The sequence below is a fragment of the Erwinia sorbitola genome, assembly GCF_009738185.1.
Taxonomy (GTDB): Bacteria; Pseudomonadota; Gammaproteobacteria; order Enterobacterales; family Enterobacteriaceae; genus Erwinia; species Erwinia sorbitola.
The window spans coordinates 746,427-768,574 of record NZ_CP046509.1 but is presented as its reverse complement, the minus strand read 5'-3'; the positions used below and the strand labels follow the sequence as shown (position 1 = coordinate 768,574).

The following is a 22,148-nucleotide window of genomic DNA, read 5'->3' as shown; positions in this document are numbered from 1 at the left end:
CTCAGGCAAAAGCCACGACCAGCAACACGGCCAGTTCGATCAGCGCCAGACGACGGCAGAAAGTCCCCAGCCCGCTGCGGTGCAGCGCAGCCACCAGCGGAGCAGGTGTCATCTGCTGACGCAGACGATAAAGCGGGGCAAACATCACGCGCAGCGGCTGTGCAAAACCGGTCGCCGTTACCACCATCTCTGCGGAATGGCCGTAGCCACAGGCCCAGGCATCGCCGCGTGAACGGTCTGGCAGACGGGAACCGCGCAATACCATGGCGATAATCCATGGCAGCAGAGGCATACCCAGCAGCAGGATCGCAATCATCGGCACAGATACAGCGGAGGTGGTGGAAAAGGCCGCGCCATGCCCGGCGGCCTGTAAAACAGGCTGGTTCAGCACCGAAGCGGCCACGGCGGCGAAATAAGGAATAATCCACGGCGAGGCGACACCAGAAATCACACACAGCAGCGCCAGCAGGACGCTACTTATCGTCATCGCACGCGGCGCAGGCGTAGCCTCTGCCGCTGCCTGACTGCGCGGCGCACCTGAGAAAGTGACGCCAAAGACTTTAGCAATGCACATCAGCGCCAGCGCCCCGGTCAGCGCCAGGCCGACGGCCAGCAATGGCCCGAGCAGACGTGCGATAAACACCTGACTGGCGCTGAGTTGAAACAGCGACTGATACAGCAGCCACTCGCTGGCAAAGCCGTTGAGCGGCGGCAGCGCAGCCATCGACATCAGGGCAATCAGCATCGCGACGGCGGTCCACGGCATCACACGGGCGATCCCGCCGAGCTTTTCCATATCCTTAATGCCGGTCTGCATTTCAATTTCACCCGCACCAAGGAACAGCGCGGTTTTAAACAGCCCGTGATTGAACAGGTGGAACAGCCCTGCCAGCAGGGCGAGCGAGGCCAGCAGCGGTTGATGCAGCGCCACGCCCACCATTGCGCCGCCGATGCCGAGCAGAATAATTCCGACATTTTCCAGCGAGTGATAGGCCAGCAGACGGCGGATATCATGCTCCATCAGCGCGTAAAGGCCGCCGATAAAGGCGGTCAGCATCGCCAGAAGCAATACCAGCAGGCCCCACCAGAGCGGCGGCGCTCCGAGCAGATCCAGACCGATTTTTACGATGCCAATAATGCCGATTTTCATCAGCGCAGAAGAGAACAGAGCGGCGATATGAGCGGGCGCGCTGGAGTGCGACTGCGGCACCCAGGCGTGCAGCGGGATAATTCCGGCATACAGTCCGAATCCGGCCAGCGCCAGCAGGAAGGCCAGCGATTTAGTGCCCGGCGTAAAGGTGGTGTGGCGAAGCACCTCAAAATCCAGACTGCCGCTGGCGTGATGCAGCAGCGCGAACGCCAGAATCAGGCACAGCGTCCCGATGCGACCGGATAAAAACTGATTCTGACCGGCACGGCGGCTTTTTACATCATCGGCCTGTACGATCAGGAAATAGGCACACAGCGCGGCGATTTCCATCATCAGGATCAGTTCAACCGCATTGGCGGATATCGCAGCGGCGGTCAGCGCTGCCAGCAGCAGATTACCTGACAAGCCGGTGCGGGCGCGCTGGTGCGGACGGGCATTCGCCAGCCAGGCGCAGGCATAGAGGCTGCTGAAGAAGGCGGTTACCGACATCGCCAGCAGCAGCAGTGCGTTTACCGGACTGAAGCTGGCGTGATAAGGCAGAGCCGGTAGTGTAAGTATCGCCGGTGCGCTGCCGTTTAACATCTGAACCGCAGCAATCATCACTGCCGCACAGGCCAGCATGCTGCCAGCGCCTGATATCAGACTGCTTAACCTGGCAGCGCCTGCCAGTAATCCGCAGGCAATGCCGCTGAAAATCCAGACCAGCAGCGCCAGCGTCATCAGCGAAGCCGGATCGAAAGCGAATAGTGCCGTCATTGTTTGGCCTCCGTATCAGGGGCACTAAAGGAAGTCAGCCCGGCCGGGAATACGTTCATCGCATTCAGGCGTTTTTGCTGGCTGGCATTTTCCGAGACACTGGCTGTCACCAGCGTGATGGCCTGCGTAGGGCAGGTTTTGATACATGCCGGGCCGTCAGGGCTGAAGCTGCATAAATCGCATTTCACCGCCACGGCGCGAACCCCCGGCACACAGTCAAGAAAAGGGCTGATTGCACGCGGCGGTCGCGGCGCTGGCAGCGCTTTGGCGGTGTTACAGTCGCGCGGAATATCCAGCGGAGTGCTGCCGGAAAAGGTAATGGCACCGAACGGACAGGCCAGCCCGCAAAGTTTGCAGCTGACGCAGAGGCTTTCATTAAGATGAATCGCGTTGTTTTCGCGGGTGATAGCATTTACAGGGCACACCTGCGCACAGGGAGCATCTTCACACTGGTGGCACATTACCGGCGCGGAATCCAGACGGTTTCGCATCACCTGCAAACGGGGGGCAGATTGTAAACCGTGAAGCTGATGTTCCTGCGAACAGCTGGCCATACAGGTATTGCAGCCAATACAAAGTTTCGGATCGGCTATCACATATTGATTCATGGCATTTTTAAAGCTCATGAAGTCTCCTAGCTATTTCGTCAAAGGTGACGAAATCGGCACTTAAATTGACATTTCGACATTTATGTCGGAATTGATCCTGGTAAAAGACCGGCAATGAAAACCATTCCCGTTATGCCGGAGCAATAATGTATTTCCAAATGTAACTCAGGCACGACCAAGTAATTTATCGAGCTGCGAGTGAATCGGCTGATTAGCTTTTAATGCATCAAAAATACATTGGTAAATAGTCGATATCTTACTGAGGTAATGTTCCAGTACGGCGTGCTTATCTTTAATATCCACGGTGTGATCAACCCAGCCTTCTTCACTCAGCGTGGCGTGTGCAAATGGCCTGAAATCTGGCTCTTCACCGCTGTATGCCATGTTCAGGCTGTAAACGATGTCCTGACTGTAGAAGTCATCGCTGAGATGAATGCTGACGGAGTAATGGTTAAACAGCGTGAAGCGGAGATCCTGATCACCACCGCAGCTGAACTCATGATTTATCTTTTTATTTGAATGTGTTATCGCCTGGGTGAGGCTGTTTTGATAGGTGCGCCATTGTGATTTAAGATGGCTGTTTTTGCTGGCTATATAATCTGCTTTACTGGTCAGTTCGCTGAGAGTGCTCATGGTTATTACCCGCTATTATGGTGTGCGTAGGTGCCTTTCCCATCCGTCTTTATGCTGAAAGTGACGATGAAAACAGGGCGCATACTCCACTAATGGCATAAAGCGTGCCAGTTTCGGGTTTTATTTAATAACCGCTTTATTATTATAGATTTAAAATATTTACTGCCGGTTTCATTCACCGTCTGAGAAAGTGACGGCATGTCGATAACAGGATATTTCGACATATATGACGGGCAGCGGCAGGGTTATTCCGTCACCCTCTCCTTTTCTCCGCTCTCCTTACCGAAAATCATGGCACCAATATTGCAACCCTCGTTCTGACGGAGGGGAAATAATGCATGAGATTACGTTGTGCCAGAACGCAGTGGAAATAATGCAGCAGTTTGCACGACAAAATAATGCCCGCAGAATTACTGCGGTGTGGATGGAAATTGGCGCTTTTTCCTGCGTCGAACCGGAAGCGGTGCAATTTTGCTTTGAGCTGGCGTGCCGCGAAACCCTTGCCGAAGGCTGCGAATTACATCTCACCTCACTGGCAGCCGCAAGCTGGTGCTACAGGTGTCGGCAGCAGATCGCTTTAATCAGCCCCGGCGTGCTGCTGTGTCCACTTTGTGGCGGGCGTGACGTGCGGGTGGTGGCCGATGACGGCATGAAAATTAAACGAATTGAAATCGAATAACGGGCGAGCGATTAGCCCGGGGAGAAAGCTATGTGCAGTACCTGCGGTTGTGCCAGCGGCGAACTTCGTATCGAAGGCGTCAGCGTTGAACACGCCCATCCTCATTCCCACGACCATTCACACGATCACAGCCCGCGTTTGCCGTTTGCGCCGCGTCGTCTGGTGGATATTGAACTGGACGTATTAACAAAGAATAACCATATTGCCGCCCACAACCGCGAGCATTTTGCAGCAGCGGGTATCCTGGCGCTGAATCTGGTCTCCAGCCCCGGCTCCGGTAAAACCACGCTGCTGACCAGCACGCTGACCCGGCTGGCACCCTATTTTGACTGCTCGGTAATTGAAGGCGATCAGCAAACCACTAACGACGCCGATCGCATCCGCGCCACTGGCGTACCGGCGATCCAGGTGAATACCGGTAAAGGCTGTCATCTGGATGCGCAGATGGTTCACGATGCGCTGCATCAGCTGTCGCCAAATAATAACAGCCTGCTGTTTATCGAAAATGTCGGCAATCTGGTATGCCCGGCCAGTTTTGACCTCGGTGAACGGCATAAAGTGGCGGTACTTTCCGTCACAGAAGGCGAGGACAAGCCGCTTAAATATCCGCATATGTTCGCCGCTTCCCGTCTGATGATCCTCAATAAAATAGATCTGCTGCCGTATGTCAGTTTTGATGTCGAGACCTGCATTGCCAATGCGCGACAGGTGAATCCGCAGATTGAAGTGATCCGGCTTTCAGCCACCAGCGGCGAAGGTATGGATCTGTGGCTGGCCTGGCTGGAGCAGCAGCGATGTGCATAGGCATTCCGGGACAAATTGTCGCGCTGCATGAACAGCAGCCCGATCATGCCTGGGCGGAAGTCTGCGGTCTGCGCCGCGAAGTGAATATCAGGCTGGTATGCGAATGTACCCATGACGGCGAGCGCGAGGCGCTGATCGGCAGCTGGGTGTTAATCCACGTTGGATTCGCCCTGAGTAAACTCGATGAACAGGAAGCGCTGGATACGCTGGCCGCGCTGCATGCGATGGAAGAAGTGGAAGCAGATGTCGCGCTGTTTCTCGCTGCGGGAGAGGCACGATAATGCGTTTTGTTGATGAATTCCGCGATCCGAAACTGGCAAAAACGCTGATTGAACGGCTGCATCAGCGGGCGGCGTTGCTGCCCTTTACCGCCGAAAAACCGATGCAGATTATGGAGGTGTGCGGCGGACATACTCATGCAATTTTCAAATTCGGGCTGGATAAACTGCTGCCACCGCAGCTGGAATTTATCCACGGCCCGGGCTGCCCGGTGTGTGTGCTACCGATGGGGCGTATCGATGCCTGTTGCGAAATTGCCGCACATCCTGGCGTGATTTTCTGCACCTTCGGCGACGCATTGCGCGTGCCCGGTAAGCATGGCTCACTGTTGCAGGCGCGCGAACAGGGTGCCGATGTTCGCGTGGTTTATTCCCCGCTGGACGTGCTGAAACTGGCGCGTGAAAACCCGGCGAGTCAGGTGGTATTTTTCGCCCTCGGTTTTGAAACCACGCTGCCGGTCACCGCCGTTACGCTGCAACAGGCGCGGCATGAACGCCTGACCAATTTCAGCATTTTCTGTCAGCACATCAGCCTGATGCCCACCTTACGCAGCCTGCTGTCGCAGGAGGATGTGCGGATTGATGCTTTTCTGGCACCGGGTCACGTCAGCATGGTGACCGGCACCGCACCTTATCATTTCATCAATAAAGAGTTCGGCAAACCGCTGGTGATCAGCGGCTTTGAGCCACTTGATATGCTGCAAAGCGTACTGATGCTGGTGGAACAGGTTTGTGAGGCATCGTGTAAAACGGAAAACCAGTACCGCCGCGTGGTGCCGGAAGAGGGTAACCTGCTGGCACAGAAAGCGATGCGCGAAGTGTTTGCGCTGGCCGGCAGCAGCGAGTGGCGCGGTCTGGGCGTGATTGAAGCCTCAGGGATCTCCCTGACCCCCGCGTATGCTTCGTTTGATGCAGAGCAGCGCTTTAACCCGCAGACACAGCCGGTTGCAGACGATCCCCGCTCGCGCTGTGGTGAAGTACTGACCGGACGCTGCAAGCCGCATGAGTGCCCGCTGTTTGGCAGCGGCTGTACGCCACATAATGCGTTTGGTGCGCTGATGGTCTCTTCAGAAGGCGCGTGCGCGGCGTGGTATCAGTACCGGCATCAGGAAACGGCAGTGGCGGATAATCCGCAGCGACAGAATGTACAGCAGAAGGTAAGTCAGGATGAGTGATCGCCAGCAAGTTGTCACCATGGCGCATGGCAGCGGCGGACGCGCTATGCAGCAGATGATTGAACAGATGTTCCTCCGCGCGTTTGATAACCCCTGGCTTAACGAACGGGAGGACGGCGCACGCTTATCACTCGCCGGTCTGAGTGCCCGTGGCGATCGGCTGGCGTTTACCACAGACAGTTACGTTATCGATCCCATATTTTTCCCCGGTGGCAATATTGGCAAGCTTGCGGTGTGCGGTACGGCAAACGATCTGGCGGTCAGCGGTGCGACACCGGCTTATCTTTCCTGCGGTTTTATTCTGGAAGAGGGGTTAGCGCTGGATGACTTACAAAAAATAGTCAGCGCCATGGCTCAGACCGCAAAGGATGCGGGTATTGCTATTGTGACCGGCGACACCAAAGTGGTACAGCGCGGTGCCGCCGACAAAATCTTTATTAATACAGCCGGGATCGGCGTGATCCCCACAGCCGTGAACTGGGCTGCCGGTACGATAAAAGTGGGCGATAAAGTGATCGTCAGCGGCACGCTCGGCGATCACGGTGCGGCGATCCTCAATCTGCGTGAAAATCTGGGGATGGAACTGGGAGTGGAGAGTGACTGCGCGGTGCTGGCCCCGATGATCGCACCGCTGCGATCGCTGGCCGGAGTCCATGCTTTACGTGATGCCACGCGCGGCGGGGTGAATGCGATTTTACATGAATTCAGCGCCGCCAGTGGTTTTGGCATCAGCATCGACGAAACGACACTACCGGTTAAACCGGCAGTGCGTGGGATCTGCGAATTACTGGGGCTGGAACCGATTAATTTTGCCAATGAAGGCAAGATAGTGGCGGTGGTGTCTGCGCAGGCCGAAGAAAAAGTACTGAGCCTGTTACGCAACAGCCCGCTGGGAGCCGATGCTGTCACCATCGGCGAGGTGACGTTAAATCCGCAGGTGTGTCTGCGCGGTGCGCTGGGCGTTTCCCGCCAGTTAATGTTGCCTCATACCGAGCCATTACCTCGCATTTGTTGATCTCATCAGGGGGCGGGCTACGCCGAAAGGGGTAGACTTTTCCCTGCTCTCCGATTCTCCGAAAGCCTGTTTCTAAAACTATGTTATCCAGAGCCCACGCTATGCAGAGTGCAACAATGAGCACCACAAAACACAAAGGATTACTGGAACTGACGCGCACATTGCTGCTGCAACAAACCATGACATCGCTGCTGGAAACCCTGACTAAGGTGATTCAGACAGCGGGTATTGCAGAAGCCGTGACGCTGGTGTTATTCGACAATAACAGTGAACGCGTCAGTTTTTATGGCATCGATTCGCATCATCAGCCGGTCAGCTACGAAGATGAAACGATGCTGGCGACTGGCCCGGTGCATACGCTGCTGAACAATCCGAAAACGCAGGTCTGGCGCGGCGATGCTTTGCATCTTCGCTACCCGCAGCTGGCGGTACTGAACCTCTATCCGCCGTTTAGCGATTACTGTCTGGTGCCGCTGCTGGCCTCTTCCGGCCTGCTGGGCGGCTGCGAGTTCACCCGTCAGCATGGAACCCCGTTCAGTGAGGAAGATAAAAACGGTCTGTATGAGCTTTGCACGCTGGCTGCCATTGCGGTTGAACAAATCCAGCTGCGCCAGAACGCCCTGCTTCAGCAATCCCTGCTGCGTCACGAGCGCGATGATTTCCGCATTCTGGTGGATATCACTAACGCCGTGCTGTCCAAACTCGATCTCGACGAGCTGACCGGCGAAATCGCCAAAACGATTCACCATTTCTTTCACATCAACGCCATCAGCATTGTGCTGTGTGATGCCGATAAAGAGAGCGAGCAGGCCAGTGTTTACGCGACACATTATGTGCAGACGCATGTCGCGGAGCGTGAACAGTCACGTATGACTCTTGATGGTTCTCTGGAACAGCAGGTGATGAAAAACGGTGAAATGCTGCTGACCAGCGTGCAGCATACCGGGGAGCCGGATGACGATGAGAGCACGCTGTTCCAGCTGCTGTGGCGGGGGCAGACCAAAACCCTGTGCATTCTGCCGTTGCGCTTTGGTCATAAAACGCTGGGCGTTCTGAAGCTGGCACAGTGCCAGCCGGATAACTTCAACTCCGCTAACTTGCGGGTGTTGCAGCAGATTGCCGAACGCATTGCGATTGCCGTGGATAATGCGCTGGCCTATCAGGAAATCAAAAGCCTGAAAGAAAAATTGCAGCATGAAAATCTCTATCTTACCGAGCAGATCAACAGCAATAACCCTGATTTCAGCGACATTGTCGGACGCAGCTCCAGCATGTCAGCGGTGCTGAAACAGGTAGAGATCGTCGCGAAAAGCGACTGTTCGGTGCTGATCCTCGGCGAAACCGGTACCGGTAAAGAGCTGATTGCCCGTGCCATCCATAATCTCGGCGATCGCCGTGACCAGCGAATGGTGAAAATGAACTGTGCGGCTATGCCTGCCGGGCTAATGGAAAGCGATCTGTTTGGTCATGAGAAAGGCTCGTTTACCGGTGCCACCGCTCAACGGATGGGGCGCTTTGAGCTGGCGGACAGGGGCACGTTATTTCTCGATGAAGTGGGTGAAATTCCGGTTGAACTGCAACCGAAGCTGCTGCGCATTTTGCAGGAGCAGGAGTTCGAGCGCGTTGGCGGTAATAAGCTGATTTCGGTGGATGTGCGCATGATCGCAGCAACTAACCGTGATTTACGTCAGATGGTGGCGGATAAAGAGTTCCGCAGCGATCTCTATTACCGGCTGAATGTCTTCCCGATTGTGATCCCGCCGCTGCGCGAACGCCCGGAAGATATCCCGCAGCTGGTGAAGTTCCTGACCTATAAAATTGCCAAACGGATGAAACGCACCATCGACAGTATTCCTGCCGAGACATTGCGTTTATTAAGCCGCATGCCCTGGCCGGGTAATGTGCGCGAGCTGGAAAATGTGATTGAACGCGCAGTGCTGCTGACCCGCGGAACGGTGCTGGATTTACAGCTTCCTGAACTGAATTACCCGCTGCCGCTGCCGGTATCTCCGCCGGAGAGAGCGATGCCCGTATCTGATCCTGCCCCCGCTCCGCACCTGAGTGAAGAAGACGAACGGGAGCGAATTCTTCAGGTGCTGAGAGAAACCAACGGCGTGGTCGCTGGCCCGCGCGGCGCGGCACAACGGCTAGGGTTAAAACGCACGACGCTGTTATCAAGAATGAAAAAACTGGGTATCGCCGCTCATTAATCCAGTCAGACTGCTTTTCAACGCATCGGATAATGAAATATGGCCGATGTGCTGATGCTGCCCGCTGGCGGGCAGCAGATTAATCGCCGCCGTACGCGGGGCAAATCGATCACACCCGCCCGATGTTACTTCGCTTATTTATGTCAGATCATGCAGGGATTTTCCTTGCGGATAAGCGATCATAAAATCTTCAAAAGTTGCCTCAAGCCCCTGTCTCTCTGGCGTGCATCCCATTACGCCCACGAAACGCCGCTTATCCTCAGGCCATGGTAATAATCTCAGCAGCGGCCAGGTCAGGCCATCTGTGGAGTACTGAATTCTTAATGCCTTATGTTCCAGCGTGGCGCGCATCCAGAACATGGCCGGATCCCCCGGGAAAAGCCCTGTTGACCAGTCAGATGTAACGCGCGTCGCCACGCAGCCGATAGAGGGCACGTCGTCATTGAACTCTATTCCTGCTTTCAACCAGTGACGCTCATCATCCAGTATAAATATTCCTGCCTGGTCATACAGATGAGAAAAGTCAGCCATCACTTTTACCTGAAGGGTGAAATCCCCCTCAACGTAAAAGCCATATGCATGGCCGGTATGTCGCTGAAATCCGTAGTAAGTCTCCGCCCAGAAATCGGTGTTATGCTCGGTTATAAACCGAAGTTTGCCCCCGTCTAAGGAATATACCTCGGGCTGGTTGATCCACACTCCGCCGCCTGCGCCAAGAGAAGCTATCGCCACCATAAAATTTCTCCGTGTTTCGCGTTTAAAAGTCTCAGTGACACGAGCTAAACAGATACGTGGGTGAGACTGACCTCAGATGATTATGATCCGGCACTACTTACTTTTCAGGTGTGACTGGCGGATGCAAATCTCACCCTCCCGCCAGTCCCCTTCCGGCGCACTGATATTATCAATCAGGCGGTTAAGCGCCTCATTAATCAGCCGCTCAATACCCTGATTCCAGGTGGTGAGCTGCCAGCCGTCGGTGGCGGCTTCATCGATATTATCAAAGCCGACAATACCCACCTGCCCCTGCCTGCCATGCTGCCTTAATGCCTGAATTGCACCCAGCGCCAGAACATCATTTTCGCAAAAAATCGCATCGACCAAACCGGCACCCGATTGCAGATACTCTGCCATTGCGCGGTAACCGTTCTTATGGTCGTAATGCCCGGCATTCAGCACCACATCAATGCGGCTTCCGGCCTGCTGTAATCGCGCCTGATAGCCATCCATACGCTGCAAGTGGCCGCTGCTGGTATCCGGCCCCTTCATATAGCCAAAACGCTGGTAACCCTGCGCCAGCAGTAGCTGCGCTATCTCCCCTCCGGCGTGGAAACCGTCGTTATTGACCACATCGATCTCATCGGTGTCGTTATTGCGCCCCACCTGCACCAGCGGGATATGGTGCATATCACGGGCAATGGCTATCAGCTCCTCCGTCAGGATGGTGGCAAGAAACAGAATACCGTCCACCTGGAGCTGATCGGCCATCGACAGCACCGCGTGATAGTTTTCTCCGGGAGTAATATTCAGCACCAGAGCCATATTGCTGCGTGCCTGAATCTGTCGGGTAACCTCATCCAGCAGCATCATCGAATGCGGATTTTTTAGCTCATCCAGCACCACGCCAATAATTTGTGTTTTTTTCTTCGACAGACTGCGCGCCAGCAGGTTAGGCCGATAGCCCAGTTCGCCGGCCGCTGCCAGCACCTTTTCACGTGCGCGGTCGGAAACTGAAGCCCCAGGGATAAAGGCCCGAGACACCGTCCATTTAGAAACTCCCGCCCGCTTCGCCACATCGCTGGCGGTGGTTTTATGGTGTATTTTCAGATTTTTAGTCATAGCACCTGCATCTTAAGATCCATCACCCTGCATTGAACGCTAAACGCCGGTGAAAATAAACTGTCAGCGGTAAGATCTGTGTTCTGACATCACAGCCCTGAGAATTTCCAACAAACAGGCCTGTGATGCTCCTCCCTGCACCCGGGTGCTAAATGTTGATTTTTTGTGACGGGAACCTGTCATTTGATCTCACGGAGATTGACTATTTTTTAAGCGTGAATGACATTCCATCCATGCACCTGAACGCCACACTCATCTGGTGGCAGTAAACTCTCTCTTTTTGCACCCGGGTGCATTTACTCTATTTCAATTATGAAAGATCCTCAACCTACGGAATAAAAAAATGAAAATACTCAGAGTGTTAATCGTGATATTCAGCGTTTTGGCGGCATTCGGCACTCAGGCAAAAAACGTTAAGGTCGGGGTCGCGCTGGCTAACTTTGACTTAAATTTTGTCTCTATCCTGCGTACCCAGATGATTGGTGAGCTAAAAAATCTCAATATGGACAGCCAGTTCTCCGATGCCAAGGGCGACGTCGCATTACAGATCCAACAGGTCGACGATTTTATTAATCAAGGGGTGGACGCCATTATCCTCAATCCGGTTGATACGCAGGGCGTACTGCCGATGATGGAAGCGGCCAGGCGTGCCCATATCCCACTGGTATTTGTGAATCGTAAACCGGAAGTGAAACTCGGAGCCGGGCAGGCCTATGTTGGTTCAGACTCGGCACTCAGCGGCAGGCTGCAAATGGAAGCAATGGCGAAGAAAATGAACTACAAGGGCAATATCGCCATTCTGATGGGTGCCCTCTCCAACGAAGAGGCTCGCGAGCGTACCAAAGCCGTGGAAGCGGTTATCGCGCAGCATAAAGAGATGAAAATAATCGAAAGGCAGAGTGCGAAATGGCAGCGTAATGAAGCGGTAGATGTCACCTCAAGCTGGTTACTGAACGGCAGTCCGATTGACGGTATTGCGGCTAACAACGATGAGATGGCGATCGGCGCGATTATGGCGATCAATCAGGCCAAAAAAACCAACATCGTAGTGGCCGGGATCGATGGTACGCCGGATGGCCTGCAGTTTATTAAAAATGGCGAGATGGCGGTCACCGTTTTTCAGGATGCTAAAGGCCAGGCTATCGGCGCAGTCAATGTAGTTAAGTCTCTGGTAGATAATAAAAAAACAGAAACGTACAACTGGATTCCTTACGAAGTTATCACCAAAGAAAATTACCTGAGCTTTACTGAAAAAAACAGACAGTAACAGGTAAAGCCGCGCTGATTTCACCGGGTTAAAAAATTGTGCACCCGGGTGCATTAGGTTGAAATTTTGTGATCAAACTGGTGAATTTTGCACTATCTGGATTGACTTAATATTCGTCATCTTGAAGAGTGCAGCCTATGACGAGCACCGCATCCCCCCTGGCTCGTTTGGAAACGGAAGCAGTTACGCCCCGTTTTGCACCCGGGTGCAAAACATAATTCAGGAGTCGAAAATGTTAAATGGTGAACGTAAGATCCCCCGCCCTTTACGCTGGGCAATGATTGGCGGTGGCCGCCTGAGCCAGGTGGGCTACAAGCACCGTAGCGGTGCACTGCGCGACAATACTGCCTATCAGCTGGTCGCCTGCGCGTTTGATATTGACGCCGCACGAGGCCGTGATTTCGGTATTAATCTTGGCGTTGCAGCGGATCGCTGTTACGACGATTATCACCAGCTGCTGTCCGAAGAGGCGAAGCGCGCTGACGGTATCGAGGTGGTCACCATCGCCACGCCAAACGGCACCCACTATGAAATCACCAAAGCGGCGCTGAATGCAGGTATTCACGTTATCTGCGAAAAACCGCTGTTCTTCACCAGCGCTGAAGCGCGTGAAATCAAAGCGCTGGCCGCGGCCAAAGGTCTGATTGTCGGCGTCACTTATGGCTTCTCCGGCCACCCGCTGCTGATGCAGATGCGGGCGATGATCGCTAACGGTGAAATCGGCGAAGTACGGATGGTGGAGTTGCAGTACACCCACGGCTTCAGCGCCAATGACAGCGCCGACAAATTTAGCGAGTCGCAGAAGTGGCGTGTCGATCCAAAAATCGCCGGGCCGACCTTTGTCCTTGGCGATATTTCCACCCATACCTTCTATATCTCTCAGCTGGTGCTGCCGGATCTGCATATCAAATCGCTGCTGTGCGATCGCCAGAGCTTTATCCCGTCACGCGCGCCGCTGGAAGATAACGCCATGGTGCTGATGCATTACGAAGGTGGCGCGGTTGGCCGTATGTGGGCGTCATCGATTAATGCCGGTTCTATGGACAGCCAGTTTATTCGCGTGATTGGTTCGCAGGCCAGCCTGGAATGGAGTGACTACAACCCCGGTGAGCTGAAGTACGAAATCCAGGGTAAACCAACGCAGATGATGCACCACGGTATGCCCTACCTTGATGAAAGCGCCCTGGCCTGTGAGCGTCTTGGGGCACTGCACACCGAAGGACTGGCGGAGTCCTGGGCCAATATCTATCTGAAATTCGCCATTGCTATCAGCGCACAGCAGCGCGGTGACCAGCAGACGCTGGATAACCTGATCTATCCCGATATTAACGCCGGTCTTGAAGGCGTTCGCTGGATTGAAAACTGTGTACGTTCTGCCGACAACGGCTCCACCTGGGTTAATTACGAGTAAGGTTAGCAAGATGAAATTATCGTTCTGTACCGATAGCCTGGGCCACCTGCCCTTTGAACAGATGCTGGATAAGCTGCTGGAGCTGGGCGTTAAAGGCGTGGAAATGACTACCGGCGGCTGGTCGGGCGCTCCCCATCTGCGCACCGATGAACTGCTGGCCAGTCCGGCTAAACGCCAGCAGGTAATGCAGGCGCTGGAAAGCCGTGGAATGCAGATTGCCGCGCTGAATGTCTCCGGTAATCCACTCGATCCGGGTGAACTTGGTCAGCGGCATAAAAGCGATACCGATAAAGCGCTACAGCTGGCCGGTTTGCTGGGCGTGAAGAAAATCGTGATGATGAGCGGCCTGCCTCCTGCCAGCCCTCACGACACCATTCCGAACTGGATTACCTATACCGTTAGCTGGCCGCCAACGCTTAAGGAGTGCCTGGATTATCAGTGGAATGAAGTGGCGATCCCTTACTGGCAGGGCCTGGTCGCCCGTGCCAAAGAGTGCGGCGTGGAGAAATTTGCGCTGGAGAACTTTAGTTCAATGCTGGTCTGGAACCCGGAGACGCTGTTCCGCCTGCGCGATGCCGTCGGGCCTACCGTCGGCCTGAATCTCGACCCCAGCCACCTGCTGTGGATGGGTGCCGATCCGATTGCCGCTGCCCGCGCACTTGGCCCGGCGATTCACCACGTGCACGGTAAAGATGTGCGGCTGGAACGCGGACTGGTGGGCATTAATGGTCTGCTGGAGACCAAGCCGGTAGAAGATGTAGCCAACCGTGCGTGGAACTATGTAGCGGTGGGCTGCGGTCAGGATCTGCAATGGTGGAAAGAGTTCTTCTCGGTGGTGCGCATGATGGGCTACAACGACTGGGTATCGCTGGAGATGGAAGATCTCACCATGTCCGTTGAGGCTGGCGTTACCTCTTCGGTTGCTGCTCTGCAACAGACTATTAGCCAGTAATTCCATCGCTACTTTAGTGGCTGCTCCGTGTGCAGCCACTTTTCGTGTTACTCCACAGCAGTAAAAGAATGACTCTGTCGCCCTCGTCGATACGTGATTTATCGCGCCGGAACACTATTGGAGTGCGCAGCCCGCCGAAGAGAACACCGTTTCAGTGAGACCTCAGTCACATATTTTGCCCCTGATATTAACCGCCAAAACCGCTTACGTCGGTAAGCTACCGCTTAACCCCCCATACGGCCACTCAACGAATTATCCCCCCCGTGGCTATTGAAATTCGCCACCATAGCCGCGGTATACAAATCTTTTCAATTAAAGACAATTCCTCTTGATAAAAAACCAGGTTCCCTATGAATAAAAATAAAATATTCAAGCACATACCCTGGATGATTCTCGGAATCATCGGAGCGTGTTGCCTGGCCGTGGTCGCACTGCGACGCGGTGAACATATCAGCGCACTGTGGATCGTCGTCGCATCCGTGTCGGTCTATCTGGTGGCATATCGCTATTACAGCCTCTACATTGCCCAGAAAGTGATGAGACTGGATCCGACACGCGCCACTCCGGCGGTGATCAATAATGATGGCCTGAACTATGTGCCGACCAATCGTAACGTCCTGTTCGGTCACCACTTTGCAGCAATTGCCGGAGCTGGCCCGCTAGTCGGCCCGGTGCTGGCTGCACAGATGGGCTATCTGCCCGGCGTGCTGTGGCTGCTGGCAGGGGTTGTACTGGCGGGAGCGGTACAGGACTTTATGGTGCTGTTTATCTCCCAGCGCCGTAACGGTGCCTCACTGGGTGAGATGATCAAGAATGAGATGGGCCCGGTTCCTGGCACCATTGCTCTGTTTGGCTGTTTCCTGATCATGATTATCATCCTGGCGGTACTGGCGCTGATCGTGGTGAAAGCCCTGGCAGAAAGCCCGTGGGGAGTCTTTACCGTCTGCTCAACGGTGCCGATTGCGCTGTTTATGGGCATCTATATGCGCTATATCCGGCCCGGGCGGGTGGGTGAGATTTCGGTGATTGGTGTGGTTCTGCTGATTGCTTCGATCTATTTTGGCGGCGTGATTGCCCACGATCCTTACTGGGGCCCGGCGCTGACCTTCAAAGACACCACGATTACCTTTACCCTGATTGGCTATGCCTTTATTTCCGCGCTGCTGCCGGTCTGGCTGATTCTGGCCCCGCGTGATTATCTGGCTACCTTCCTGAAAATCGGTGTGATTGTTGGTCTGGCAATCGGGATTGTTATCCTCAACCCGGAACTGAAAATGCCGGCGCTGACCCAGTACATTGATGGTACCGGCCCGCTGTGGAAGGGCGCGCTGTTCCCGTTCCTGTTTATTACTATCGCCTGCGGTGCCGTTTCTGGCTTCCATGCGCTGATCGCTTCCGGCACCACGCCGAAGCTGCTGGCCTGTGAAACCGATGCGCGCTTTATCGGTTATGGCGCAATGTTGATGGAGTCCTTTGTTGCGGTGATGGCGCTGGTTGCTGCCTCGATAATCGAACCGGGCCTCTATTTCGCTATGAATACCCCACCGGCCGGCCTCGGCATTGTGATGCCAAATCTGCATGAGCTGGGCGGAGCCAACGCGCCGATGATTATGGCGCAGCTACAGGAAGTAACAGCCCATGCGGCCGCTACCGTCAGCTCCTGGGGCTTTGTTATTTCCCCTGAAGATATTCTGCAAACGGCGAAAGATATTGGTGAACCCTCAGTGCTGAACCGTGCGGGCGGCGCACCAACGCTGGCCGTCGGGATTGCCCACGTGTTCCACAAGATTATTCCATTCGCCGATATGGGCTTCTGGTATCACTTTGGCATCCTGTTTGAAGCACTGTTTATCCTCACCGCGCTGGACGCCGGTACCCGTTCGGGCCGCTTTATGTTGCAGGATCTGCTGGGTAACTTCGTGCCGTTCCTGAAGAAAACCGATTCTCTGCTGGCGGGTATTATTGGCACCGCAGGCTGTGTCGGACTGTGGGGCTACCTGCTGTATCAGGGTGTGGTCGATCCGCTGGGCGGTGTCAAAAGCCTGTGGCCGCTGTTCGGTATCTCTAACCAGATGCTGGCCGCAGTGGCGCTGGTACTGGCGAGCGTCGTGCTGATTAAGATGAAGCGTACGCAGTACATCTGGGTAACAATGGTGCCAGCCATCTGGCTGCTGATTTGTACGACCTGGGCTCTGGGCCTGAAGCTGTTCAGCAGCAATCCGCAGATGGAAGGCTTCTTCTATATGGCCAGCGAGTACAAAGCCAAAGTTGCCGCCGGGGGTGCCGATTTAACCGCCCAGCAGATCAGCAATATGAATCATATTGTGATCAACAACTACACGAATGCCGGTCTGAGTATTCTGTTCCTTGTGGTGGTGTACAGTATTATCTTCTACGGCATTAAAGCCTGGCTGAAGGCACGCCAGTCTGATACGCCAACGGATACTGAAACACCGTATGTTGCCATCCCGAAAGAAGGCATCAAGGTTTCATCCGGCCATTAATGACAGCGGGCGAGGCATGCCTCGCCCCTAAAGGAAGAGTGCATGTTTGATAATCTGGGCGCTGCGAAAAAATATCTCGGCCAGGCCGCCCGTATGCTGGTCGGCATTCCTGATTACGATACCTACGTGGAACACATGCAGACCAATCATCCGGATAAACCGGTAATGACCTATAAAGAGTTCTTCCGGGAGCGCCAGCAGGCGCGCTATGGCGGAGATGGGAAAGGCGGCATGCGCTGCTGCTGATAAGGAAAACATCATGAAACCAATAGCCGTTACGGTACTGACCGGTTTTCTTGGCGCGGGTAAAACCACGCTGCTACGGCATATTCTGCATGAACAGCAGGATTATAAGATCGCAGTCATTGAGAATGAGTTTGGTGCCGTCGCCGTCGATAACCAGCTGCTGGGCGATCGCGCCACGCAGATCACCACGCTCACCAACGGCTGCATCTGCTGCACACGCTCCGGCGAGCTGGAAACAGCGCTGCTCGACCTGCTCGACAGCCGTGATAGCGGCGATATCGCTTTCGATCGCTTAATTATTGAATGCACTGGCATGGCCGATCCTGGCCCGATTATTCAGACCTTTTTCTCCCATGAGATCCTCTGTCAGCGCTATCTTTTAGATGGCGTGATTGCTCTGGTGGATGCCGTTCATGCCGGACAACAGATGGATCAGTTCACTCTGGCGCAGTCGCAGATCGGCTACGCCGACCGCATTTTGCTGACCAAAACCGACATCAGCGGTACGCCACCGGAGCTGATGGAGCGTTTACAGCGTATCAATGCGCGAGCGCCAATCTACCCGGTAATTAATGGTAATATCGACCTCGCGCTACTGTTTGATACTCGTGGTTTTATGCTTGAAGAGACAATAGTCACGCCAAAACCGCGTTTCCAGTTTATCCCGCAGCAGCAGAATGATATTTCCTCGGTAGTGCTGGAGCTGGACTACCCGTTAGTGCTGGCAGAAGTCTCCAAAGTGATGGAGAACCTGCTGGCCGGGTTTGCCGATAAACTACTGCGCTACAAAGGGATGCTTTGGATTGCCGATCAACCCTGCCGCCTGCTATTCCAGGGCGTACAGCGCCTTTACAGCGCTGACTGGGATCGTGAATGGCAACAGGATGAGCAACCTGCCAGCACCCTGGTGTTTATCGGTATCCAGCTGCCGGAAGAGGAAATCCGCGCCGCTTTTGCCAGGCTAAAAACCACTTAACGCTGGCGTTACAGCCCCACCGCCTCCTTCAACGTTTTCAGATAGCGGCGACTCACTGGCACGGTATGCCCCCCACTCAGTAGCAGTTCTGCCTGGCCGTTATCCTCAAGGCGTATCTCTTTCAGATGCGCCATATTCACCAGAAACTGGCGATGACAGCGCAGCAATGGCGTTCGGTTTTCCAGCGTGCGCAGAGTCAGTTCAGTAACACCCTCTTTCCCCTCCTGACTGGTCACGTACACCCCACTCAGCCTGCTACTGACAAACACCACCTCTTCCATCTGCAACAGATAGATACGGCTCTGACCACTGCAAGGAATATACTTCAGGTCTTCCTGGCTGTCCGGCAGCACGGAAACATCTTGCCCGTGGCGGTCATGGCGCAGACGCATCAGCGTTTTCTGTAACCTTGGTGCCTCCACCGGTTTCAGCAGGTAGTCGAAGACATGCTCCTCGAATGCCTGCACGGCAAATTCATCAAAAGCGGTAAGAAACACGATCCACGGACGCTCCTCCGGGTCGAGCATACTCACCATTTCCAGACCACTGATGCGCGGCATCTGGATATCCAGGAACAGTACATCAGGGCGCAGTTTATGCACCATGCCGATTGCCTCAACGGCATTTCCACACTCGCCGACAATCTCTATATCCGGCTCTTTCTGTAACAGGACTCGCAGGTTTTCACGAGCTAATGGTTCATCATCAACAATCAATACACTTATCATACAGATTCCTCCAGCGGCAACCGCAGGGTGATACGGGTGAGACTATCCTTCTCACAGGTGACGGTAAGACCGTAAGCATCGCCATATCGCACGCGCAAACGTTTATCCACCAGGCTCATTCCCAGCCCACCGCTGCTCTCTTCCGGCTGATACAGCCCGGCATTATCTTCAATATCCAGCACCAGATGCTGCCCGTCACGGCTGGCCTGGAGGGTAATTACCCCGACTCCCAGCAGCTGCGACGTGCCATGCTTAATGGCATTTTCCACAATTGGTTGCAGGGTGAAAGCAGGAAGCTGGAAATGAGCCAGCTCCTCAGGCACCCGCAGCCGGATACAGAGTCTTGACTGAAAACGCGCCTGCTCAATTTGCAGGTAGGCATTAACATGTTCAATTTCATTCGCCAGAGTGACAATTTCTGACGGACGCTTCAGATTTTTTCGGAAGAAGGTAGAGAGATACTGCACCAGCTGACCGGCTTTTTCGCTGTCGTGGCGGATTACCGCCATCAGGGTATTTAACGCATTAAACAGGAAATGCGGGTTTACCTGAGCATGGAGCAGCTTGATCTCAGACTGGGCCAGCAACGCCTTCTGCCGCTCGTACTGCCCGGCAAGGATCTGTGCAGACAGCAGCTGTGCGATCCCTTCACCCAGCGTACGGTTGATGGAGCTGAACAGCCGGTTGCGTGGCTCATAAAGTTTGATGGTGCCGATCACCCGCTGATTCTCCCCCCTGAGCGGGATCACCAGCGTCGAGCCCAGTTTGCAGTGAGGATGCAGTGAGCAGCGATACGGCACTTCGTTACCATCGGCATACACCACTTCTCCGCTGTCGATGGCGCGTAAGGTATAGGCCGATGAGATCGGCCTGCCCGGCAGATGGTGGTCGTCACCGGTGCCGGTAAACGCCAGCAGTTTTTCCCGGTCAGTAATTGCCACCGCTCCGATGTCCAGCTCCTGGTAGAGCACCTGCGCTACCTTCATGCTGTTCTCTTCATTAAATCCCTGGCGCAATATCCCCTCGGTAGAGGCGGCGACCTTTAGCGCCGTGGTTGAAAACGCCGTGGTATATTTCTCAAACATTGCCCGCTTATCCAGCAGGATGCGCATAAACATCGCCGCGCCGATGGTATTGGTTACCATCATCGGCGCCGCAATACTCTGTACCAGGTGCAGTGCATCCTGAAACGGGCGCGCAATCAGCAGGATAATCGCCATCTGAACCAGTTCGGCAATAAAGGTAATCGCCCCGGCCGTCAACGGGCTGAAAACTTTGTCGCTCCGCCCGCGTTTAATCAAAATGGTGTGCATCAGGCCGCCCAGCAACCCTTCGGCGATGGTGGAGATCATGCAACTCAGGGCGGTCATGCCCCCCAGTGAGTAACGATGCAGGCCGCCGGTCAGGCCAACCAGACCACCAACGACTGGCCCGCCAAGCAGCCCGCCCATCACCGCCCCAATAGCGCGCGTATTGGCGATGGAGTCTTCGATATGCAGACCAAAGTAGGTGCCCATAATGCAGAAAATTGAGAATGTGATATAGCACAGCAGCTTGTGCGGCAGACGCACGGTCACCTGCATCAAAGGGATAAACAGGCGTGTTTTGCTCATCAGCCAGGCGATGACCAAAAACACACACATCTGCTGTAACAACAGTAAAATTAACGTAAATTCGTACATACCCTGCGATCCACATTCTCCATATGCGTGCAACATACCCTGGACAGGCCAATCTTTCCCTCCATCAATCCCTGAAATGCGAGCTGGTACGGAAATTTCGACTAATCAAGCCCCTACGACTGATTTAACTGTTACATTATCCCGCACAGGAAAGGATTACCTCACAAAGACCTCAAAAATGAAATTCTCGATAAAACAGATCGCCGCACAAGCGGGAGTAAGTAAAGCAACAGTGGATCGTGCCCTGCATAAACGCGGTGCGGTTCATGCACAAACTGAGCGCCGCATCTCACAGGCCATCCGCGATCTGGAACAGCAGCAGCGCATGAACCTCGCCAGCGGCAGAACCATTGCCGTCGACGTTATCATGCATACTCCGGCCCGCTTCAGCCAGCTGGTCACCGACGCGCTGCTGGCCGAGCTGGGAAGCTTTGCCCCTTTCAGGCTCACTCTGCGGCTGCATATCTTTGAGGAGATCAGCGCACAAAAAATCTGCCAGCTGATGCTGCGCTGCGCCAGCGACAGCTACGGCATCATACTGAAAGCGGAAAGCAGCCTCGAAATGCCAGAGGTGATTGCGGAGCTGCTCAGACAGCGGGTTCCGGTGGTGACGCTGGTCACCGATCTCCCTGACAGTGAGCGCATTCGCTACGTCGGCATGGATAACCACTCTGCGGGCCAGACCGCCGCCTGGCTGATGTCACGCCTGCTGGTACAGCACTCTCCTGAGGTGGCGGTAGTCACCGGCAGCCCGCATTTTCTTGGTGAGGAGGAGCGCGCAGCCGGATTCTGCACCGCCATGTCGACAATGGCGCCAGGGTTGAAAATGCGCCGTATCAGTGAGGGCTATGGTATTGATGCGCCAACCTTTAGCGCACTGTCACAGCAGCTGGCGCAGTTTCCAGGGCTGGGCGCAGTCTACTGCGCAGGCGGAGGGAATACAGCAATCCTGCGGGCATTCTCGGAGGCAGGACGCACCATCAATGCGTTTATTGGGCACGATTTAGATAGCGAAAACCGCCAGCTACTCTGTGATGGTAAGCTCGATGCGATAATTCACCATGAATTACAGCAGGACGCACGGCGTATTTTTCAAAGTATTTTGGCGTTTCACGGTTTTATTTCACCACCGGCAAACCATGGGCAATTTTCAAAAGTGAGCATTATCACGCCTTACAACATGTAAAGCAGTGGAATCCGCTACTTTTTAGCTAAAAAACCAGAGTAAAGAAGTG

At 54.5% G+C, this 22,148-nt stretch carries 20 protein-coding genes; 13 read left to right on the top strand and 7 right to left on the bottom strand.

Annotated elements, in window-relative coordinates; all coding sequences use genetic code 11:
* Position 1 precedes the first annotated feature (1 nt).
* From GN242_RS03480 to GN242_RS03470, 3 genes are all read right to left on the bottom strand, one after another.
* Positions 2-1,906 carry a proton-conducting transporter transmembrane domain-containing protein gene (locus GN242_RS03480; protein WP_156286917.1) on the bottom strand — a complete coding sequence of 635 codons (1,905 nt, stop codon included), beginning with the start codon at positions 1,904-1,906 and terminating at the stop codon, positions 2-4.
* Positions 1,903-2,514 carry a 4Fe-4S dicluster domain-containing protein gene (locus GN242_RS03475; RefSeq protein WP_195918364.1) on the bottom strand — a complete coding sequence of 204 codons (612 nt, stop codon included), beginning with the start codon at positions 2,512-2,514 and terminating at the stop codon, positions 1,903-1,905. Before GN242_RS03475 ends, GN242_RS03480 begins: the two co-directional genes overlap by 4 nt.
* Before the next feature lie 165 nt (positions 2,515-2,679).
* Positions 2,680-3,147, bottom strand: coding sequence for a formate hydrogenlyase regulator HycA (locus tag GN242_RS03470; RefSeq protein WP_154752938.1), 468 nt, complete (start codon positions 3,145-3,147; stop codon positions 2,680-2,682).
* 334 nt (positions 3,148-3,481) lie between these two features.
* Between GN242_RS03470 and hypA the strand changes: the two genes are divergently transcribed.
* The 6 genes from hypA to flhA all read left to right on the top strand — a co-directional run bounded on the left by hypA (position 3,482) and on the right by flhA (position 9,308).
* Positions 3,482-3,826: a hydrogenase maturation nickel metallochaperone HypA gene (gene hypA, locus GN242_RS03465; protein WP_154752939.1), complete on the top strand. Its 345-nt coding sequence runs from the start codon at positions 3,482-3,484 to the stop codon at positions 3,824-3,826.
* A gap of 30 nt (positions 3,827-3,856) precedes the next feature.
* The gene (gene hypB / locus GN242_RS03460) at positions 3,857-4,630 is read left to right on the top strand and encodes a hydrogenase nickel incorporation protein HypB (protein ID WP_156286916.1); all 774 of its coding nucleotides are present in this window, start codon (positions 3,857-3,859) and stop codon (positions 4,628-4,630) included.
* Entirely contained in the window at positions 4,621-4,911 is a 291-nt protein-coding gene (locus tag GN242_RS03455) for a HypC/HybG/HupF family hydrogenase formation chaperone (protein WP_154752941.1), read from the top strand. Before hypB ends, GN242_RS03455 begins: the two co-directional genes overlap by 10 nt.
* Positions 4,911-6,083: a hydrogenase formation protein HypD gene (hypD, locus tag GN242_RS03450; protein WP_156286915.1), complete on the top strand. Its 1,173-nt coding sequence runs from the start codon at positions 4,911-4,913 to the stop codon at positions 6,081-6,083. The genes GN242_RS03455 and hypD overlap by 1 nt, the downstream gene beginning before the upstream one ends.
* Positions 6,076-7,098, top strand: a complete 1,023-nt coding sequence (hypE, locus tag GN242_RS03445; RefSeq protein WP_154752943.1) for a hydrogenase expression/formation protein HypE — start codon at positions 6,076-6,078, stop codon at positions 7,096-7,098. The genes hypD and hypE overlap by 8 nt, the downstream gene beginning before the upstream one ends.
* A gap of 116 nt (positions 7,099-7,214) precedes the next feature.
* Positions 7,215-9,308: a formate hydrogenlyase transcriptional activator FlhA gene (flhA, locus tag GN242_RS03440; protein ID WP_374189543.1), complete on the top strand. Its 2,094-nt coding sequence runs from the start codon at positions 7,215-7,217 to the stop codon at positions 9,306-9,308.
* Positions 9,309-9,446: 138 nt separating this feature from the next.
* On the opposite strand, the gene GN242_RS03435 is transcribed toward flhA, so the two are convergent.
* Together GN242_RS03435 and GN242_RS03430 are read right to left on the bottom strand one after the other, a co-directional pair.
* Positions 9,447-10,043: a DUF1349 domain-containing protein gene (locus GN242_RS03435; protein ID WP_156286914.1), complete on the bottom strand. Its 597-nt coding sequence runs from the start codon at positions 10,041-10,043 to the stop codon at positions 9,447-9,449.
* Positions 10,044-10,136: 93 nt separating this feature from the next.
* Positions 10,137-11,147 (bottom strand): LacI family DNA-binding transcriptional regulator, encoded by a 1,011-nt coding sequence (locus tag GN242_RS03430; RefSeq protein WP_154752946.1) that lies wholly within the window; start codon positions 11,145-11,147, stop codon positions 10,137-10,139.
* Between the two features lie 343 nt (positions 11,148-11,490).
* On the opposite strand from GN242_RS03430, the gene GN242_RS03425 reads away from it, so the two are divergent.
* The 6 genes from GN242_RS03425 to yjiA all read left to right on the top strand — a co-directional run bounded on the left by GN242_RS03425 (position 11,491) and on the right by yjiA (position 18,503).
* Positions 11,491-12,414, top strand: a complete 924-nt coding sequence (locus GN242_RS03425; protein ID WP_154752947.1) for a substrate-binding domain-containing protein — start codon at positions 11,491-11,493, stop codon at positions 12,412-12,414.
* A 232-nt stretch (positions 12,415-12,646) separates the two neighbouring features.
* Positions 12,647-13,825 carry a Gfo/Idh/MocA family protein gene (locus tag GN242_RS03420; protein WP_154752948.1) on the top strand — a complete coding sequence of 393 codons (1,179 nt, stop codon included), beginning with the start codon at positions 12,647-12,649 and terminating at the stop codon, positions 13,823-13,825.
* A 10-nt stretch (positions 13,826-13,835) separates the two neighbouring features.
* Positions 13,836-14,777, top strand: coding sequence for a sugar phosphate isomerase/epimerase family protein (locus GN242_RS03415; protein ID WP_156286913.1), 942 nt, complete (start codon positions 13,836-13,838; stop codon positions 14,775-14,777).
* A gap of 350 nt (positions 14,778-15,127) precedes the next feature.
* Entirely contained in the window at positions 15,128-17,281 is a 2,154-nt protein-coding gene (locus GN242_RS03410; protein WP_154752950.1) for a carbon starvation CstA family protein, read from the top strand.
* 42 nt (positions 17,282-17,323) lie between these two features.
* Positions 17,324-17,527 carry a YbdD/YjiX family protein gene (locus tag GN242_RS03405; RefSeq protein WP_133843580.1) on the top strand — a complete coding sequence of 68 codons (204 nt, stop codon included), beginning with the start codon at positions 17,324-17,326 and terminating at the stop codon, positions 17,525-17,527.
* Between the two features lie 13 nt (positions 17,528-17,540).
* Positions 17,541-18,503: a GTPase gene (gene yjiA / locus GN242_RS03400; RefSeq protein ID WP_154752951.1), complete on the top strand. Its 963-nt coding sequence runs from the start codon at positions 17,541-17,543 to the stop codon at positions 18,501-18,503.
* An 8-nt stretch (positions 18,504-18,511) separates the two neighbouring features.
* Here the strand turns inward: yjiA and btsR are convergent, their stop codons facing one another.
* Together btsR and GN242_RS03390 are read right to left on the bottom strand one after the other, a co-directional pair.
* The gene (btsR, locus tag GN242_RS03395) at positions 18,512-19,231 is read right to left on the bottom strand and encodes a two-component system response regulator BtsR (RefSeq protein WP_154752952.1); all 720 of its coding nucleotides are present in this window, start codon (positions 19,229-19,231) and stop codon (positions 18,512-18,514) included.
* Positions 19,228-20,913, bottom strand: coding sequence for a sensor histidine kinase (locus GN242_RS03390; protein WP_154752953.1), 1,686 nt, complete (start codon positions 20,911-20,913; stop codon positions 19,228-19,230). The genes btsR and GN242_RS03390 overlap by 4 nt, the downstream gene beginning before the upstream one ends.
* A gap of 178 nt (positions 20,914-21,091) precedes the next feature.
* Here GN242_RS03390 and GN242_RS03385 point away from each other — a divergent pair, with 178 nt between their 5' ends.
* The gene (locus GN242_RS03385) at positions 21,092-22,099 is read left to right on the top strand and encodes a LacI family DNA-binding transcriptional regulator (protein ID WP_154752954.1); all 1,008 of its coding nucleotides are present in this window, start codon (positions 21,092-21,094) and stop codon (positions 22,097-22,099) included.
* Positions 22,100-22,148: the final 49 nt, after the last annotated feature.

Excerpts from the sequence above, each read along its gene's own strand:
- GN242_RS03480 (WP_156286917.1), bottom strand. The coding sequence starts at position 1,906 with ATGACGGCACTATTCGCTTTCGATCCGGCTTCGCTGATGACGCTGGCG.
- GN242_RS03475 (WP_195918364.1), bottom strand. The coding sequence starts at position 2,514 with ATGAATCAATATGTGATAGCCGATCCGAAACTTTGTATTGGCTGCAAT.
- GN242_RS03470 (WP_154752938.1), bottom strand. The coding sequence starts at position 3,147 with ATGAGCACTCTCAGCGAACTGACCAGTAAAGCAGATTATATAGCCAGC.
- hypA (WP_154752939.1), top strand. The coding sequence starts at position 3,482 with ATGCATGAGATTACGTTGTGCCAGAACGCAGTGGAAATAATGCAGCAG.
- hypB (WP_156286916.1), top strand. The coding sequence starts at position 3,857 with ATGTGCAGTACCTGCGGTTGTGCCAGCGGCGAACTTCGTATCGAAGGC.
- GN242_RS03455 (WP_154752941.1), top strand. The coding sequence starts at position 4,621 with ATGTGCATAGGCATTCCGGGACAAATTGTCGCGCTGCATGAACAGCAG.
- hypD (WP_156286915.1), top strand. The coding sequence starts at position 4,911 with ATGCGTTTTGTTGATGAATTCCGCGATCCGAAACTGGCAAAAACGCTG.
- hypE (WP_154752943.1), top strand. The coding sequence starts at position 6,076 with ATGAGTGATCGCCAGCAAGTTGTCACCATGGCGCATGGCAGCGGCGGA.
- flhA (WP_374189543.1), top strand. The coding sequence starts at position 7,215 with ATGAGCACCACAAAACACAAAGGATTACTGGAACTGACGCGCACATTG.
- GN242_RS03435 (WP_156286914.1), bottom strand. The coding sequence starts at position 10,043 with ATGGTGGCGATAGCTTCTCTTGGCGCAGGCGGCGGAGTGTGGATCAAC.
- GN242_RS03430 (WP_154752946.1), bottom strand. The coding sequence starts at position 11,147 with ATGACTAAAAATCTGAAAATACACCATAAAACCACCGCCAGCGATGTG.
- GN242_RS03425 (WP_154752947.1), top strand. The coding sequence starts at position 11,491 with ATGAAAATACTCAGAGTGTTAATCGTGATATTCAGCGTTTTGGCGGCA.
- GN242_RS03420 (WP_154752948.1), top strand. The coding sequence starts at position 12,647 with ATGTTAAATGGTGAACGTAAGATCCCCCGCCCTTTACGCTGGGCAATG.
- GN242_RS03415 (WP_156286913.1), top strand. The coding sequence starts at position 13,836 with ATGAAATTATCGTTCTGTACCGATAGCCTGGGCCACCTGCCCTTTGAA.
- GN242_RS03410 (WP_154752950.1), top strand. The coding sequence starts at position 15,128 with ATGAATAAAAATAAAATATTCAAGCACATACCCTGGATGATTCTCGGA.
- GN242_RS03405 (WP_133843580.1), top strand. The coding sequence starts at position 17,324 with ATGTTTGATAATCTGGGCGCTGCGAAAAAATATCTCGGCCAGGCCGCC.
- yjiA (WP_154752951.1), top strand. The coding sequence starts at position 17,541 with ATGAAACCAATAGCCGTTACGGTACTGACCGGTTTTCTTGGCGCGGGT.
- btsR (WP_154752952.1), bottom strand. The coding sequence starts at position 19,231 with ATGATAAGTGTATTGATTGTTGATGATGAACCATTAGCTCGTGAAAAC.
- GN242_RS03390 (WP_154752953.1), bottom strand. The coding sequence starts at position 20,913 with ATGTACGAATTTACGTTAATTTTACTGTTGTTACAGCAGATGTGTGTG.
- GN242_RS03385 (WP_154752954.1), top strand. The coding sequence starts at position 21,092 with ATGAAATTCTCGATAAAACAGATCGCCGCACAAGCGGGAGTAAGTAAA.